Origin of the sequence: Peribacillus sp. NPDC101481, assembly GCF_044767165.1 — a bacterium.
In the GTDB taxonomy this organism is placed as follows: domain Bacteria; phylum Bacillota; class Bacilli; order Bacillales; family DSM-1321; genus Peribacillus.
This window is the reverse complement of the sequence record NZ_JBIWNJ010000001.1, coordinates 793,489-811,009: the sequence shown is the minus strand read 5'-3', so window position 1 is coordinate 811,009 and position 17,521 is coordinate 793,489. Positions and strand designations below refer to the sequence as shown.

General features: G+C 40.9%; 16 protein-coding genes. 12 read left to right on the top strand and 4 right to left on the bottom strand.

The features are described from left to right. Positions 1-127: 127 nt before the first annotated feature. From ACIROD_RS03795 to ACIROD_RS03770, 6 genes are all read left to right on the top strand, one after another. On the top strand, positions 128-805 hold the full coding sequence (locus tag ACIROD_RS03795; RefSeq protein WP_402938104.1) for a GntR family transcriptional regulator: 678 nt from the start codon (positions 128-130) through the stop codon (positions 803-805). A gap of 108 nt (positions 806-913) precedes the next feature. Then, positions 914-1,831: a 2,4-dihydroxyhept-2-ene-1,7-dioic acid aldolase gene (gene hpaI, locus ACIROD_RS03790; RefSeq protein WP_101222392.1), complete on the top strand. Its 918-nt coding sequence runs from the start codon at positions 914-916 to the stop codon at positions 1,829-1,831. A 79-nt stretch (positions 1,832-1,910) separates the two neighbouring features. After that, positions 1,911-3,425: a 5-carboxymethyl-2-hydroxymuconate semialdehyde dehydrogenase gene (hpaE, locus tag ACIROD_RS03785; RefSeq protein WP_402938099.1), complete on the top strand. Its 1,515-nt coding sequence runs from the start codon at positions 1,911-1,913 to the stop codon at positions 3,423-3,425. A 29-nt stretch (positions 3,426-3,454) separates the two neighbouring features. Then, on the top strand, positions 3,455-4,438 hold the full coding sequence (hpaD, locus tag ACIROD_RS03780) for a 3,4-dihydroxyphenylacetate 2,3-dioxygenase (RefSeq protein WP_101222390.1): 984 nt from the start codon (positions 3,455-3,457) through the stop codon (positions 4,436-4,438). 334 nt (positions 4,439-4,772) lie between these two features. Continuing rightward, positions 4,773-5,111: a DUF485 domain-containing protein gene (locus tag ACIROD_RS03775; protein ID WP_101222389.1), complete on the top strand. Its 339-nt coding sequence runs from the start codon at positions 4,773-4,775 to the stop codon at positions 5,109-5,111. 3 nt (positions 5,112-5,114) lie between these two features. Beyond that, the gene (locus tag ACIROD_RS03770; protein ID WP_402938095.1) at positions 5,115-6,680 is read left to right on the top strand and encodes a solute symporter family protein; all 1,566 of its coding nucleotides are present in this window, start codon (positions 5,115-5,117) and stop codon (positions 6,678-6,680) included. 167 nt (positions 6,681-6,847) lie between these two features. Here the strand turns inward: ACIROD_RS03770 and ACIROD_RS03765 are convergent, their stop codons facing one another. Next, a complete protein-coding gene (locus ACIROD_RS03765) occupies positions 6,848-7,717 on the bottom strand; it encodes a LysR family transcriptional regulator (RefSeq protein WP_402938092.1) in 870 nt (289 codons plus the stop codon). A gap of 162 nt (positions 7,718-7,879) precedes the next feature. Between ACIROD_RS03765 and hpaB the strand changes: the two genes are divergently transcribed. Beyond that, complete coding sequence (gene hpaB / locus ACIROD_RS03760) at positions 7,880-9,352, top strand: 4-hydroxyphenylacetate 3-monooxygenase, oxygenase component (protein ID WP_260358983.1); 1,473 nt, start codon at positions 7,880-7,882, stop codon at positions 9,350-9,352. A 78-nt stretch (positions 9,353-9,430) separates the two neighbouring features. Here the strand turns inward: hpaB and ACIROD_RS03755 are convergent, their stop codons facing one another. The 3 genes from ACIROD_RS03755 to ACIROD_RS03745 are packed head-to-tail and all read right to left on the bottom strand — an operon-like array spanning position 9,431 to position 11,408. After that, positions 9,431-9,817: a 5-carboxymethyl-2-hydroxymuconate Delta-isomerase gene (locus tag ACIROD_RS03755; RefSeq protein WP_402938088.1), complete on the bottom strand. Its 387-nt coding sequence runs from the start codon at positions 9,815-9,817 to the stop codon at positions 9,431-9,433. A gap of 17 nt (positions 9,818-9,834) precedes the next feature. Continuing rightward, positions 9,835-10,623, bottom strand: a complete 789-nt coding sequence (locus ACIROD_RS03750; protein WP_260358982.1) for a fumarylacetoacetate hydrolase family protein — start codon at positions 10,621-10,623, stop codon at positions 9,835-9,837. Continuing rightward, a complete protein-coding gene (locus tag ACIROD_RS03745) occupies positions 10,620-11,408 on the bottom strand; it encodes a fumarylacetoacetate hydrolase family protein (protein ID WP_402938083.1) in 789 nt (262 codons plus the stop codon). Before ACIROD_RS03745 ends, ACIROD_RS03750 begins: the two co-directional genes overlap by 4 nt. A 205-nt stretch (positions 11,409-11,613) precedes the next feature. On the opposite strand from ACIROD_RS03745, the gene ACIROD_RS03740 reads away from it, so the two are divergent. The 5 genes from ACIROD_RS03740 to ACIROD_RS03720 all read left to right on the top strand — a co-directional run bounded on the left by ACIROD_RS03740 (position 11,614) and on the right by ACIROD_RS03720 (position 17,509). After that, positions 11,614-13,146, top strand: a complete 1,533-nt coding sequence (locus ACIROD_RS03740; RefSeq protein ID WP_402938079.1) for a 4-hydroxyphenylacetate 3-hydroxylase family protein — start codon at positions 11,614-11,616, stop codon at positions 13,144-13,146. A 152-nt stretch (positions 13,147-13,298) separates the two neighbouring features. After that, a complete protein-coding gene (locus tag ACIROD_RS03735; RefSeq protein ID WP_402938076.1) occupies positions 13,299-13,562 on the top strand; it encodes a XylR N-terminal domain-containing protein in 264 nt (87 codons plus the stop codon). 22 nt (positions 13,563-13,584) lie between these two features. After that, complete coding sequence (locus ACIROD_RS03730) at positions 13,585-15,147, top strand: helix-turn-helix domain-containing protein (RefSeq protein ID WP_402938073.1); 1,563 nt, start codon at positions 13,585-13,587, stop codon at positions 15,145-15,147. Positions 15,148-15,404: 257 nt separating this feature from the next. Further along, positions 15,405-16,697, top strand: coding sequence for an asparagine--tRNA ligase (gene asnS, locus ACIROD_RS03725; RefSeq protein ID WP_101222380.1), 1,293 nt, complete (start codon positions 15,405-15,407; stop codon positions 16,695-16,697). Between the two features lie 116 nt (positions 16,698-16,813). Then, positions 16,814-17,509 carry a DnaD domain-containing protein gene (locus ACIROD_RS03720; protein ID WP_101222379.1) on the top strand — a complete coding sequence of 232 codons (696 nt, stop codon included), beginning with the start codon at positions 16,814-16,816 and terminating at the stop codon, positions 17,507-17,509. The last annotated feature ends 12 nt before the right edge of the window (positions 17,510-17,521 follow it).

Here is a 17,521-nt window from a genome sequence, read left to right as displayed (position 1 = left end):
CCCTTTTTATCAATTGAGTTTTTGTCCCATTAAGTCCTGCAGAGAAACAGTACATTAAGAAAAAATCATATATGATTTTTAATAAAAATCGGTTGCAATCATATATGATTTCATATATGATGAAAATATGGAAGAGAAAAACAAAATACCCAGCAAAAAGCAAATAGCTTATGAGCACCTTCGTAAATTAATTTTGGATGGAACATATGGTTCTGGACAGCGGATCATTATCGATCAAACGGCAAAAGAACTTAGTCTAAGTCCGATTCCTGTCAGGGAAGCGATCAGACAACTGGAATCCGACGGCCTTATTCAATATAAGCCTTATAGTGGAGCAGTGGTTACAAGCATTAATGAGAGCGAATACATTGAAACTCTTTCAGTTCTATCTTTGCTTGAAGGATATGCAGCTGCCCTTAGTTCTTTAACGATGAAAGATGATGATTTTGAAAATCTGATTAATTTAAACAAGGAAATGGAAAAAGCCCTCCATAACTTTGAATTAGAGCTGTTTGGTAAGTTAAACGAATGTTTCCATGAGGAAATTTATGAAAAGTGCGGAAATTCCTTTTTGAAGGAGGAAATTAAACAGGCTCAACAAAGAATGAATAGAGTCAGAAAGTCCATGTTCACCATGGTACCGCAACGCGCAGTCCAATCGATTCGCGAACATGAAAGCATCATAAAGCTTTTAAAGGAAAAAGAATCTTTTGAAGAAATTGAATCTCTGGTGAGAAAGCATAAACTGAATGCCATCAATACATTCAAGCAGAGGTCGGAAACTAATCACGATCAGGCACTTTGATGACCCAGGCCTTGTTTTATAATAGTCGATCGATTATTCATAAAAGCAAGGTCGATTTTTTCGTTTAATTATTCCGAATATTCAAATAACGAAAGGGCGGTAGAAAAAATGTACGAGGAAATCAAAAGTCGTTTAAGAGGATCCATAGCTCCAATTATCACTCCATTTGATGACAAGATGGAAGTGGATGTAAAGGCCATTGAAAATCTAGTAAACTGGCATATTGAAAGCGGTTCCCATGGAATCTCGGTATGCGGGACTACCGGCGAGCCGAGTTCTCTAACGATTGAGGAACGGGAATTAGTGATGGAAACGGCAATCAAAGCAGCAAAAGCACGTGTTCCGGTTGCACCAGGTACTGGATCTGCCAATCAGAAAGAAACATTGCATTTGACTAAAAGGGCACAGGAAATGGGGGCTGATGCTGCTTTAGTCATCGTTCCTTATTACAATAAGCCGAATCAGCAGGCACTTTACAATCACTTTAAGACGGTGGCCGATTCCGTTGATATCCCGCTTATCGTTTATAACATTCCCGGAAGAACGGCAACGAATTTGGAAGTTAAGACATTGGCACGCCTTGCTGAAGATTGTGAAAATATAATTGGCGTAAAGGAATCTAATAAAGATTTTGAACATGTGAACCGTGTCTTATTGAATTGCGGAAGGGATTTTCTCTTATATTCTGGCATCGAATTATTATGCTATCCGATGCTGGCTATTGGAGGAGCAGGACATATTAGTGCTACAGCTAATATCACTCCTAAAGAAGTGGCTGAAATTTATAACCATTGGGTGGAGGGTGATGTGGAAAAGGCACTTGACCTCCATTACAAATTAATGCCATTGAATGATGTTTTGTTTAAAGAAACCAATCCAGGACCATTAAAAGCTGCGATGGGGATGATGGGGAAAATCAATCCTGCATTACGGCCGCCGATGGGACCGCCTTCGGAACCGTTGGAAAAAGAACTGCGTGAAACCCTTCAATCATACGGTTTGATTGACCAAAAAATCCAGTCATAATTGCTAGATTGGGAAGATTGCACAAATCCAAACGATTATTGTCATCTTCCTGAATTAATTTTTAAAGGAGGATTTATTCATGCAAACTTTTCCGGTGCAAGATGTCAAGCATTACATCAATGGTCAATTTGTTGATGGAATCTCAGGAAAAACATTTGAAAATCTAGGCCCTTTTAATAATCAAGCAATCAATAATGTGGCAGAAGGATTTAAAGAGGATATTGATCAAGCGGTAGCCGCCGCAAGAGCTGCATTCGATAACGGTCCATGGAGAACGATGAAAGTGGAAGAAAGATTGAAGTACATTAATAGGATTGCTGATTTAATTGAAGAGAATGCCGAAGAAATTTCCTTTTTGGAATCCCTTGATACAGGGTTGCCGATTAGCCAGACAAAAAAACAGGCGGCAAGGGGAGCGGAGAATTTCCGTTTTTATTCTGAAATGGTGAAAAGCAGGCTGATAGGGGAGTCGTATCAAGTGGATGACACTTTCATCAATTATACGATTCATAAATCGATAGGAGTCGCAGGATTAATCACTCCTTGGAATGCGCCTTTCATGTTAGAAACCTGGAAGATCGCCCCGGCTCTGGCTACAGGTAATACATGTGTCCTTAAACCGGCGGAGTGGTCTCCATTGACTGCCAATAAATTAGCACAAATCATTGACCAATCCGGTCTGCCAAAGGGCGTATTCAATATCGTTCACGGTTTTGGGGAGACAGCTGGGGCGTCCTTGGTTGCCCATCCAGAGGTCCAATTGATATCCTTTACCGGAGAAACGACAACTGGCGCTGAAATCATTAAAAATGGTGCGGATACGATGAAACGTTTTTCCATGGAACTCGGAGGTAAATCACCAGCCGTCATTTTTGAAGATGCCGATCTGGAAAAGGCCCTGGATTCGGTGGTTTGGGGAATCTATTCATTCAATGGGGAGCGATGCACAGCCAATTCCAGATTATTTGTCCATGAATCGATAATAGACCAGTTCGTTGCAGAATTGAAGGAACGTGTTCATAGTATCAAAATTGGAAACCCAATGGATCCAGAAACGGAAATCGGACCGCTGATCCATCGTGACCACTTTAATAATGTCTCCCGTTATCTGGATATAGCAAAAGATGAAGGGGCTGAAATTGTAAGCGGTGCGATACCAAGTGCGTTCAACGAAGGGAATTATATTGCCCCGACGCTTCTCTTGAACTGTACAAATGATATGACGGTAGCACAAGAAGAGATTTTTGGACCAGTCATGGCAGTCATTCCTTTCAAGACCGAAGAGGAAGTACTGAGAATGGCTAATGATGTAAAGTATGGGCTTGCTGCATATGTATGGACAAATGATATGAAACGGGGACATAGGTTTGCTCAAGCTGTCGATAGTGGGATGGTATGGGTGAATTCCCAAAACGTAAGGGATTTGCGGATACCGTTTGGAGGATCGAAATATAGTGGGGTAGGACGTGAAGGTGGCCATTATAGCTTTGAATTCTATACGGAAACACAAGTTATCCACGTAGCAATTGGAGAACATCACATTCCCAAATTTGGGGACATAAAACGAAATGCCGTTTCTTCTGCTGAAAAATAATCGGGTGTCATAAAGAAGGGGAGAATACAATGAATTTTTCTATTATTCGTGTTGCGAGAACGATACTTAATGTAACGGATTTAGATAAATCAAGAGCCTTTTATGTGGATGCTTTAGGTTTTATTGAAACGGAAAGAACGAATGATCACATATATTTACGTGGTTTAGAGGAAGCGCATCATCACTCGCTTATCTTGCAAAAGGCAGAAAAGCCAAGCGTTGAAGCGATAGGATACAAGGTTGAAAAAGAGGAAGACCTTGAAGAATTGGAATCTTTCTTCCTGTCCAAGGGAATGAAAATGAAGTGGATGAAGGAAGGAACACAGCATGCACTAGGCAAGTCGCTCCGAGTTCAGGATATTTCAGGATTGCCAATCGAGTTTTTCAGCAAAATGGATAAAGCAGAGAGATTGCTGCAAAGATTCGATATGCATAGGGGGTCAAGGGTCCAAAGGATCGATCATGTGAATTGTAATGTAACAAATGTCCAAAAAGCCTATGATTTTTATGTGAAAGAATTAGGTTTTGCCTGCTCGGAAGATACAGTGGATGAGTCGGGCCAATTATGGGCTACGTGGCTACATAGAAAGCAAACCGTCCATGACCAGGCATTCATGAACGGAATCGGTCCAAGACTTCATCATGTAGGCTTCTTTCTGCCTGACCCCCTTGCAATTATCCATGCCTGTGATGTACTGGCATCACTTGGATATGCACAGTCCATCGAACGCGGACCAGGAAGGCATGGCCTATCCAATGCATTCTTCCTATATTTAAGAGACCCGGACGGTCACAGAATCGAATTATACAATGGGGATTACTTAACATCTGACCCTGATATCGAACCGATTCATTGGGATTTGAATGATCCAAGACGCCAGACATTTTGGGGAGCAAAAGCCCCGGATTCATGGTTTGATGAGGCTTCTGCTGTCCTTGATATAATATCAGGTGAAGAAGTTCCTCTTAAAGAACCGATTCTGGCAAAAAGCAAGCCTGAATTCATCATCTGAAAAAAGCGGGATTCAGGATGAATGATCGAGTGTTTCGGCAAAAACATACATTGACCGCACATTGTCATTGATAGGGCGCAAGCTAAGTCTATTGCGAAAGTGCAAGCCTTCTATAAGATATAGTCTGGGACAGGGCAGCAGGGGAACTAACTGCTGCCCTATCTGTATGTTTCACCGGTTAGACAAAATGCGTTCGGAAAGCTTAGGGATGGGCTTAGCCCTTCTTGTGCAGATGAGTTGTTTGGGTTTTTGGAAAAGATTTGGCAATGGAAAGGCTCAATACTAGTTATAGTACCGTCCTTTGAAAAATAAATATCAGAAGAGGTGTGAAGAGATGGTTCGGTTGGAAAAAAACCTTCAAGAATCGGAACAAACTAATCTAGTGGATTATGAAAGGATTGTTGCTTCCAAAGAGTTTCAGAATATGCTTTCCGATAAAAAGAAATTCGTCATCCCTTTTACGATATTCTTTATGGGATATTCCCTGCTTTTGCCCTTCTTAGTTTTTTACACTGATATCCTGGATCACCCTTTCATTGGAGACATAACATGGGCGTGGGTGTACGGTGTCTCCATCACGGTTATGTCTGTATGGGTTTGCAGCGTATATGTAAGGAAATCCGAAAGAATCGATGAACAAATAAAAGAAATCATCGAGAAAGAAGGGCTTTGAATCATGAATTGGACAGTTATTATTCTTTTTGCACTAATGTCGATAGGCACCCTTTTCATTACGTATTTCGCTTCCAAAAAAACTAAAACGGCAGGCTCTTTTTATACGGCTGGGGGCGGTTTGACAGCTAGGCAAAATGGACTTGCATTGGCCGGGGATTTTATGTCGGCTTCCACATTTTTAGGGTTGATTGGAGCATTTTCCTTAACGGGGTATGATGGATTTTTCCTGATGTACGGAGCACTTGTTTCATTCCTTGTTGTATTATTCCTGGTGGCTGAACCTTTAAGGAACTTAGGGAAATACACATTGGCTGATATGGTGACTACAAGGTTTAAATATAAACAGGTCCGGGGAGTGACCGCTTTTAATACCTTGGTGATATCAGTCATGTACATGCTGGGTCAACTTGTTGCGGCAGGTGCTTTATTTAAATTGCTTTTAGACATCCCGTATAATACCTCTGTCATTATCGTAGGTCTTGTAATGTTGGTATTTGTACTATTTGGGGGGATGACGGCGACGAGCTGGGTGCAGATCATTAAAGCAATCCTGCTGATTGGCGGCGTGTTTATATTATTTATGATCGTCATGTGGAAGTTGAATTTTAGTTTCATCGGAATTTTCACGGAAATGAAAACAGCGACACCCATGGGAGCAGCTTACCTGAAGGCAGGTATTAAATATGCCAGTGGGTGGGATGCAGCTTCCTTGTCCCTGGGCCTAATTCTGGGAACGGCAGGTCTACCGCACATTTTAATACGTTTTCTGACTGTCCCGAATGCACAAGTGGCAAGGAAGTCGGTTGTTTGGGTGATGTGGATTATGGGTGCTTTTCATATCATGGTCATTTTTCTCGGATTCGGTGCTGCGAAGTTGGTTGGAACATCGAATATCATGACCGCTAATCCAGCGGGTAACATGGCTGCACCATTATTGGCCCAACTTGTGGGCGGGGACATCTTATTCGCCTTTATTGCGGCCGTTTCCTTTGCAACGATACTGGCAGTTGTTGCGGGAATCGTTTTAACAGGTGCTACGGCATTTTCACATGATTTTTACAATGAAATTTTAAAAGATGGAAAAGCAACGGAAAAACAGCAAATGACGATGGCTAGATGGGCGTCCATTGGTGTGACTGCACTTGCAATCGTTTTATCATTAGGTCTGCAGGAATTCAATGTAGCGTTTCTGGCATCGATTGCTTTTACATTGGCAGCCAGTTCGAATTTGCCGGTCATCCTTCTCACCATCTATTGGAAAAAATTCAATAAAACCGGTGCAATGGTCGGTATGATGACAGGTCTTTTTGGTACACTTTTGCTCGTGGCCTTAAGTCCAAATGTCTGGAACCCGGTTCCCGGAGCCACCATAATGACAGGTGACCCGATTTTCCCTTTGAATTCACCAGGAATCGTTTCCATTCCTCTTGGGTTCCTCGCATGCTATTTAGGTTCCCTGTTCAGTAACCGCAGGACAGATTTGGAAACGGTTACAAAAGACAATTATAATGAAATCCTCGTAAAGTCCAATACGGGTCATGATGTTAAGGGTGTTTTGCGACATTGAATGATATGCATATAAATAAAGTGCAGCTCATCGAACTTGTGAATCGATTTTTAAAAGCAGCCATCTAGGTTGCTTTTTTTCTTTTCAATGGAATAGAAATTCCAACCAACACCATAGATTATTAGAAAAGGTGCAAATGAAATGAAGATTTAAGGATAACTGGCCATTCATTCGGAAAAAGTTTCTAGAAATTTGACGGCGCCTTTGGAAAGATAGCGTTCTTCGAGCCAAATAAGCGCGGCTTCGGATTGTACTTCACAATCTATCAATTCGACTATATTTATACCCTGGGTTGAAAACGAATTGGATGTGGTACGTGGCATGATGGTAGCTCCTATTCCTTCCTTCACTAAAGATAATATCATTGCAGCATCAGGACATTCACATACAATCGTAGGTTCAAATCCATGTCTGAAGCACTCATCCACTATAAGCTCATATGTACCTTGACCGCTTACCCTATGCAGCAACAAGAGGGGAACTTCCTTGATTTGTTTAAATTCGATGAAGTCTGGGATATCCCAATCATGTGGGGTGACAAGTACAAAATCTTCCGGTGGAAGGTTAACCGACGAAAACTGATTACCATTAATTGGGAGTCGTACGATGGCCAACTCGATTTCCCTGTTTATTAAGCCTTCCGTTAAACGGAACGTATCACCTTCCATTAACTTGAATCGTATATCAGGGTATTTTACTCTAAAGGTTCTCATCCTTTGCGGAATGTAAGAAAAGCAGGTTTTTACAGACCCTATGGAAAGAGTGCCCTTTACCCCTTTACTGACTTCCTTCACTTCCAGAAGTGTTTCTTCAAACTGATTCAATAGAGCTTCAGCTTTTTTATATAAAACCTGACCAGTCTCAGTGAGTTTAAGTTTCTTTCCATTCCGATCGAAAAGTTTTTCACCAATTTCCATTTCCATCAATTTAAGTTGCTGGCTAAGAGGCGGTTGAGCCATATGTAATTTTTTTGCAGCTTTGGTTACTTGTTCTTCCTGAACGATTGTCACAAAATATTTTAACTGCCGGATGTCCATTTTATACACCTCATACATATGATTTACATATACATTTTGAATTTTTAAAGTATTTTATATATATCATAACACATGGTATATTTTGTTATATAAATTAATTCAATATTTGGAATTTTAATTGTAAGCGCTTCATTTATATCGATTTTAAAGGGGGATGCAAGCATGCCGGCTAAAACAGGTAAAGAATATATCGATAGGGTAGACAAAGCAAAGGCGAATGTATGGATCAATGGAGAGCAAGTAAAAGATAAGATCAGTCAACACCCAGCTTTTAAAGGGGTCATGAAAACACAGGCTGAATTATATGATTTGCAGCATGATTCCGCGAAAAATGACATCATGACTTATATTTCACCAACTTCAAACGAAAGAGTAGGGACCTCATTCATGCAGCCGCGGACAAAGGAAGACCTTGAAAAAAGGAGGAAGATGTTTCAAGAATGGGCAAGGCATAATAATGGAATGATGGGACGTTCCCCTGACTATATCAACAGTGGGATGATGGCGTACGGTACTGCAGCGGATATGTTCGGCACTCAGGATTCGGCATTTTCAAAAAATATGAAGGATTATTATGAGCTCTGCCGGGAAAAGGATTTGTCGTTGACACATACCTTGATTCAACCACAGGTTAATAGGGGAGTTAGTGCCGCAAAGCTTCCGGACCCTTACATCGCTGCAAGAATTGCTGGCAAGAATTCAGAAGGGCTTATTATAAAGGGAGCCAGATTATTAGCTACACAAGGAGGAATAACGGATGAAATCATGGTTTTCCCTTCGACATTGCTAAAACAATCAGAAGAAGAAAACCCTTATGCATTCGCATTCTCCATTCCAAATAATACACCGGGGTTGAAATTCATCTGTCGTGAATCATTCGACTATGGCAAATCACATTTTGACCATCCACTTGGTTCACGATTTGAGGAGATGGATACGATTATCGTTTTTGATGATGTAGTCGTTCCTTGGAATCGGGTATTTGCATATGGGGATGTCGGCATTTGCAACCAGGCATATAATGAAAGCAATGCAGTTGTTCATATGACCCATCAGGTGGTATCGAAGAATATCGCCAAAACTGAGTTCATTCTGGGGATTTTGCAACTTATGGCGGAAACCATCAATATCGGGCAATACCAGCATGTTCAGGAGAAAATATCGGAAGTCATCATGGCGCTTGAAACGCTAAAGGCTTTCATAACAGCTTCGGAGGCAAACGCGAAATTGGATAAATGGGGAATGATGACACCTGATTTTACACCATTAAACATTGCCCGTAATTATTATCCGAAGATTTACCCTAGATTCAGTGAAATAATGCAGCTTCTTGGAGCTAGCGGCTTAATGGCGATTCCAAATGAAGCCGATTTCAATTCGGAGCTTCGACCGGATTTGGATAAATATCTTCAAGCCGCGAATGGTGGAGCATATGACAGGGTCAAATTGTATCGTCTCGCATGGGATGTATGCATGAGTTCATTTGGATCCAGGCAAACGCTGTACGAAAGATTCTTTTTTGGAGATCCGGTCCGTATGGCGAGCGCTTTATATAACGGCTATGATAAACAGGAATATGTGGATCGTGTCAAGGAGTTCTTGAACCGTACTGAAAACCTTGCAGAAATCAACTGAGCGCGGCAGCAGTGGCAAAACATAATGATTTAAAGGCCTCCCCAATGAAGGGGGAGGCCTTTAAATATGAAATCTTGTTCATTTATGATATCGATCATGGATATTATTCTTTTTATATGTGCCAAAATTACTGAATTCCGTAAGTTCCATGGAGAGTGCAAGATATCTTTTTGAAAAGAGGGATGCCAAATGAGATTCCATCGTTTCGAATAGATGGTCACATACTTTGGTTTTATCACCGTCCTGGCGTCCAGCGCCAATTTTTAGGATGGCATGAACAAAGGCATCATCCTCTGTACCATCGGCAACACGATAATGCTTCAATTCAATGGCCCGGGATCGAATGCCGCCAATTGGAAAGATGGAAGGGTAAGATATCAGGACATCATTCACCTTCTTTAATAAGCCATCAATCTGGATTTCATCTTTGATATTATCCGTATATTCAATAATTATATGAGGCATGTGATTAGTCCCTTCCGTTAATTATGGATTTTTAGATGCGGCCGATCCCCGCCTTCAGTAAATGCATCGTCACCTACTATTGTGCTGACGAGTTTCCCGATTCCTTCAATTTCAGTGATGATTTCATCGCCTACAGCGGTATCCGCCAATCCTTCAGGTGTGCCTGTCAAAATGATATCGCCTGGACTCAATGTCATGAAGCTGCTGAAATATTCAATTAAATCAGCAATGCCGAAAATCATGTCTTTCGTGTTGCCTTGCTGAGTCAATTTTCCGTTGACGTAAGTTTTGATGGCAAGGTTCGAAGGATCTGGAATATCTTCGGCATCGACTAGCCAAGGTCCAATGGGGGTGCAGGTATCGCGATTTTTGACCTTTAAGTTTGGTCGGTAGTAATTCTCCAGATAATCACGTATTGCATAATCATTTGCAATCGTATATCCACTTACATACTTATAGGCTTCTTCCTTTTTTATGTTTTTCGCCTTTTTACCTATGACGACTGCAAGTTCACATTCATAATGCATATAAGCTGCATCAGCAGGCCGCCTTGTCTGCCCACGGTGGCCGATAAAGGTATTGGGACCTTTTAAGAACGCAAGGGGTTCTTCCGGGGCTTTAAAAGCAAGCTCCTTCGCATGGTCTGCATAATTCAGGCCAAGCGCGAAGACAGTTCGTGGTTCCACCGGGGGAAGCCAGACAACATCCTGCTCATTGACAATCCGTCCATCCGCCAATTTGAGCTGGCCATAATATTCACTTGCTGGATGTACGGCACCTGCATAGGCTACACGTGCTCTCTTCATAAAATCCCCTCCAGTGATAGTTTTTCCTCGGAAATGATAGTATTTTCCAAATGCCCGATTTCGTCTATTTCTATTCTGACATGATCATTGGCTTTTGCCAGCGGTGCATTCTCTGGAACTCCAACTAGAAGGACGTCACCCGTACTCAAAGTCATGAAGTCTGTTACATCCTCAATAAGGCGGGATATGGAGCGAATTAGATTTGAAGTTGAATTTTCTTGCTTTAGCTCTCCATTTATATATACACGGATTCCTAAAGAATCGGGGCTGGATATCGATTCCTTGGATACGACCCATGGACCGATCGGGCAAAATCCATCACGGGCTTTATGGCGGATAGCAGGACGGAAAACACTTTCATGTGGAACGCTAATATCATTGGCGATCGTAAAACCTTCTATATAATCCAATGCATGTTCTTTTTTGACTCTTGTGGCAGTTTTACCGATTACAATTCCCAGTGCGGCCCCGATTTCCAATTCAGGTATGCCGTTTGGAAGGGGAACTGGATTTGAAAAAGAAGAAAACGTGTTTCTAGGTTTAATATATAGGATCGGCCCTTTAGGAGGTTCATTATAAGGAGGATGGTCGATCTTTCCCTTCAATGCTTCCAATGATCCTTTATAGTTTAATAATGTTCCATATACCGTTCCTGAAATAGGGTTATCCAAATTGATTTGTGATACCTCATACTTATCACCGTTCATTAATATATAGCGGTTCGACAGTATTTCCATTTCTTCCGAATAATCTGACTTTTTGAGTTTCACTCTTGCTTTTGCCATGGACACTCACCCCTTGATTTTATTAATAATCATATATGATATCGTATATGATTTTTTGTTTAAGTTCAACATATTTAGATTATTCAGTAAAATCAGACAAAAAATGTTAGAAAAAAGAGGGGTTTCAACAGAAAAATGCCTTGAACATTTAGTTAGTATAAAGCTAGAAATCTAAATTGAAAGATTGTGAATGGGGGATGTTCCGATGATGAATGGCAAAGAGTATTTAGAAAGTTTACGAGACGGAAGAACGGTATTCTTGAACGGCGATAAGGTAGATGATGTTACGACACACCCAGCATATCGCAATTCTGCAAGGTCAATTGCCCAACTATATGATGCTCTCCATGATCCGGTTAGTGCTCGGATTTTAACGGCTAAGACAGATGAAGGCCATACTACCCATAAGTTCTTCAAGGCTTCAAAGAACGCAAAAGAGCTGCTTGAAGCAAGGGATGCCATAGCAGAATGGTCAAAATTGAGCTATGGTTTCATGGGTCGTACCCCTGATTACAAAGCTGCTTTTACAGGGTCATTGGGACCGTATAGCGATTTTTATAAGGGATTTGAAGATAATGCGAAAAGATGGTATGAAAAAACCACAAAGGACGTTCCCTTCTGTAACCACACAATTATAAATCCGGCAATGGACAGGAATAAACCGCTACATGAAAATAAAGAGGTATTTGTACGTACGGTGGAAGAGCGGGATGATGGAATAATCGTAAGTGGAGCTAAAATGGTTGGAACTTCAGCAGCACTTACGAATTATAATTTTGTCGCGAATTATTCTCCTGTCGATCTTGGGGAAGGGGATAGAAGCCATGCATTGATTTTCTTTGTGCCGATGAATGCGCCGGGATTAAAAATGATCAGCAGACAGTCTTTTGAAGAAACGGCTGCGAGGACAGGCACTCCTTTCGATTACCCGCTTTCTAGTCGGTTCGACGAGAATGAAGCAGTCATCGTCCTTGATCATGTATTCATCCCATGGGAGAATGTATTCGCCTATAATAATGTGGAAATTGCCAATGGATTTAGATCCAAGACTGGGTGGATGAACCGATATACATTTCATGGCTGTACACGCTATGCGGTGAAATTGGACTTTATGGCTGGGCTTCTGATGAAGGCTACGGAGATGGCAGGAACGAATCAATTTAGGGGAGTACAAGCCAACATCGGGGAAGTGCTTGCTTACAGGAATATGTTTTGGGCAATCTCGACAGCGATGGCTACAGATCCGATGGTAGGGCCGTATGGCACTGTTCTGCCCAATAGCACATACGCAACTGCATATAGGGTGTTTGCACCTATGGTATGGCCAAAGGTAAAACAGATATTTGAACAGGTTGTAGCAGGTAATCTCATTCAACTCCCATCAAGCTCCAAGGATTTTTTAAACCCTGAGGTCCGTCCGTATCTCGAAAAATATTATAAGGGTTCTGGCGGGGTTTCGGCAGTGGAAAGGGTAAAACTGATGAAACTTATATGGGATTCCATCGGAACTGAATTTGGTGGCAGGAATGAATTATATGAAATCAATTATGCGGGTAACCATGAAAATATTAGGCTGGAAACCATGAAAATGGCAGATTCAAATGGACAATCAGATAAATTCAAAGCTTTTGTGGACTTGGCAATGGACGATTATGACCTTCATGGCTGGACAAACGATAAGTGGATAAATGAAGATGAAGGCATTGATGCTGATTTGATCCGGCTCCGAACGAATTAATCTGAGTAGAAAAACGTGAAAAAGAATGGTTTGTATCGGACTCCCACCGGCTTTTCCACCACTGCATGATATGAATGCGTTTACATTTTTATCTTGATAGGTAAGGTGTGGAAAAAGTATAATATTATGTAAAAGGAAAGCCGTGGGGAATCATGACGAATCTTTTGAATCTTAAGAATGATGAAGGGGAAATTCATTTAAATGATGAGATGATGATCCTGACTTCCTCTTCAATTTTCGGTACCCTAAGAAAAGACTTGATCGAGAATATTGGATTTGAAAGAATGAAGTCTTTTTTAATACGTTATGGCTGGAATATCGGAGTCAATGATGCTAAAAAGGGATTTGTCAACGGTAAAGGAAATACTGAGGCAAGGTCCAATCTTACATATGCTGCAGGGTTATACAAAAGTTAATACTACGAACCTGGAATTATCAATGGATAATCAAACGGATGTACACTCTGTAAAGGTGGAAGGGGTTTGGGTGAATTCCTATGAGGCAGAGGAACATATCACCCAGATAGGCATTGCGGAAAAGCCAGTCTGTTATACATTGACGGGTTATGCAAGTGGATTTTATTCGACGGTCTGCGGTCACGAAGTGATTTTTAAAGAAAGTGCCTGTAAGGGAGCAGGGCAATCAGAGTGTAGATACGAAGGTAAATCGATACATTTATGGGGCCTGGAGATTCAAGATGAGTTGAAAGATTATAAAACCAAACCGATTGTACAAGAGCTTGCCGTAACATATGAAAAGCTGCTGGAGGAACGCAATAGTTTATCAAAAGTGATGGATATTCATAATTTGCTGACAGAGGAGTTAATTAACGGAAGAAGCCTTCAATCGATAGTGAGGATGGTTTATCAGAAAACGAAAATTCCTTTGTTGATGGAGAATTTCAATAGCAATCAGGTTTATCATGCTGGGTTTCACATAGGGAAGGTAAGGGAAGTCAGGAATCAGCTCAAACTGATGAGGGAAAATGGTCCTGCCACATTGGAGACCGGAAGAATCGTAAAAGATGGGATGGAGCTGCTTTATACTCCCATAACGTTACAAAATAAAACTTACGGCTATTGTGTTTTTGCGCAATCGGATCCGGTTGAAGGAAAAACGAACCTGGAAATCAATCGAATGATTCTTGAAAGGGTTTCCATGACCGGTTCCTTATTCCTCTTAAATGAGAAAAGCAGTTTTGAAGCCCTTGAAAGGGTAAAAGGTTTATTTCTTGAACAAATATTAAATGGAGAGTTTGCTTCCAGAGAAGAAATAATTAAAAAAAGCATGTATTTAGACGCTTCATTGGATCATCCTTTCACCATTGCGTTGCTTGGCTATGGTTTTTCCTCCGATCGGGGGACAGCGAATGACTATTTCATTCAGCAGAAAATCATCGAAGAGATTTATAGTTTCTTTAAAAAGCGGAATCAAGTTGTCTTAACAGCCTTAAGGGATGGTAATATCGTATTGCTTATACCGCTGAGTCCGGGAACTGAATATCAGCTTCGCACCAAGGAATGCATCAATCACTTATATACTGTTTTTAGCGGATATAACTTTAAAATGGGTCTTAGCACAATAAGTGATGAATTGGAACGGGCTCACGAGGTTTTTCAAGAAGCTTTAACCGCATTGAATATGAATGAAGGAACTCGGGATATTATCAAATTTGAAGAAGTAGATCTGCTATCCATTTTAATGCATACGGGGAGTACTCCAGCGGTACTAAAAAAGGCAGAGAAAATGCTGGCTCCTTTATTAATGAAAGATGACCCAAAAATGAAGGAATTATTGAAAACGCTTTATGTATTCCTGCAATGTGGTGGAAATCTTGAATGCAGTATGAAAGAATTGAACATTTCAATGAGTGGTTTACGGTATCGGATCAAAAGACTTGAAGAGCTGCTTTCCTGCCAAATAAGAAATCCTAAAAGTGCTTTTCAATTATATGCATCATTTGAAACTTTGTTGAAGGCGAAAATGATTACCATTGGTTGATAGGATTCAATCCCTTGTTGAAAATGGAAATGTTGAATGATACATATACCAAGATGACTTTACTGTAATGAGCTTTGGGCGATAGTGAAAAATAATCTACCATATAATCTGGCGGGTATGCTCCAAACATAATAAGAGTGATAGAAAAGGCATGGAAGTTCTACTTCAATTGATTTATTTGCTTGTAAGCAGGGCTATGGGTATAATAAGTAGAGTAAATTCCTTAGTAAGTTAAGCTATTTTTGGAGGTAAATTCCGTGAAAATTACAATAAAAGATGCTAGCAAATTCGTCGAACAAGAAGTAACCATTGGAGGCTGGCTTGCCAGCAAACGTTCCAGTGGGAAAATTGCTTTCCTTCAAATCCGTGATGGCTCTGGTTTCATTCAAGGTGTGGTCGTGAAAGCTGATGTGGGTGAAGAAATATTCGCTCGTGCGAAATCGGTTTCGCAAGAGTCATCCTTGTATGTAACAGGTGTCATTCAAAAGGATGAACGCTCGCCGTTCGGTTTTGAGTTACAGGTGAAAGATATTGAAATCATTCATGAATCATTGGATTATCCCATTACACCTAAAGCGCATGGTCCTGAATTCTTAATGGATAACCGCCATTTATGGCTGCGTTCAAAACGGCAGCATGCAGTCATGAAGATCCGTAATGAAATAATCCGTGCTACATATGAATTCTTTAATGAAGAAGGTTTCGTTAAAGTGGATCCCCCAATTTTAACTGGAAGCGCACCAGAGGGAACGAGTGAATTGTTCGCGACCAAGTACTTTGATGAGGATGCATACCTTTCACAAAGTGGTCAGCTCTATATGGAAGCGGCTGCCATGGCACTTGGGAAGGTATTTTCATTTGGACCTACCTTCAGGGCAGAAAAATCCAAAACAAGACGACATTTAATCGAGTTCTGGATGATTGAACCAGAAATGGCTTTTATCGAATTTAAAGAAAACCTGGAGGTTCAGGAGCAATTCGTTTCTTCGATCGTCCAATCCGTATTGAAAAACTGTCAGCTTGAGTTGAATACACTGGGCCGTGACATAGCGAAGCTTGAACAAATTCAAGCTCCTTTCCCGCGTATTACATATGATGAGGCCATTAAGTTCCTTCATGAACAAGGATTTAATGATATCCAATGGGGTGATGATTTTGGGGCTCCGCACGAAACTGCGATTGCGGAAAGTTATGATAAGCCCGTTTTCATAACTCATTACCCAACTAAAATCAAACCTTTTTATATGCAGCCAGACCCTGACAGGGAAGAAGTCGTTCTTTGTGCCGATTTGATCGCTCCAGAAGGATATGGAGAAATAATTGGCGGTTCAGAGCGGATTCATGATCAGGAATTGCTAGAGCAGAGAATCAATGAGCATGGCTTGAGCGAGGATGCTTACAAATGGTATATGGAATTAAGAAAATATGGCTCTGTACCGCATTCAGGCTTCGGTTTGGGATTGGAACGTACCGTTGCATGGATCAGTGGAGTCGAGCATGTCCGTGAAACCATCCCGTTCCCACGCCTATTAAATCGATTATATCCTTGATTCCGTAATGAAGCGGTTATCTTGCCATATTTGGCAGATAACCGTTTTTTGTTAAAATTATAAACTTATTCGGGGAGCCGTATTCATGTTATACTTAACCAGAGGTGTCCAAAAACATGAATAAAGAACATTTATATGCGTGGTTTAAGGAAGGAACGATAACGATTCCATCCTTTTTGCTGACTAACTATAGTACAATGGGACTAAATGAACAAGAAATGGTCCTTTTATTACAATTGCAAAGCTTCATAGATAAAGGTAACCATTTCCCTGCACCATCCCAACTTTCTGACCGAATGACATTGCAGGAAACGGAATGTCTATTCTTGATCCAGCGTTTGGTCCAAAGGGGATTTATTGAAATGATGGTTGAGGATAGCCAAGAAATCGGACAGGAAAAATACTCGTTGTCTCCACTTTATGAAAAAATGATGGACTGTTTCTTGAAAACTTTGAAACAGACAGAGTCTGCTGAAATCCAAAAAGCGGGGGAGAGTCTTTATACGATTTTTGAACAGGAGTTCGGCCGCCCTTTATCTCCTTATGAATGTGAGACATTGGCAATGTGGATGGAGGATGACCATCAACCCGAAATCATTAAGTCAGCTTTGAGGGAGTCTGTCATTTCCGGAAAATTGAATTTCCGATATATTGATCGAATTTTATTCGAGTGGAAAAAGAATGGAATTAAAACCTTGGAACAGGCAAGGGAGCAAGGACAAAAATTTAGAGTTCACCAAAAGAGGGACCGAAAGACGGAAAATGCACGACCATTGAAAGATGTGCCTTTCTATAACTGGCTTGAGCAGTAATGTAAATTGAAG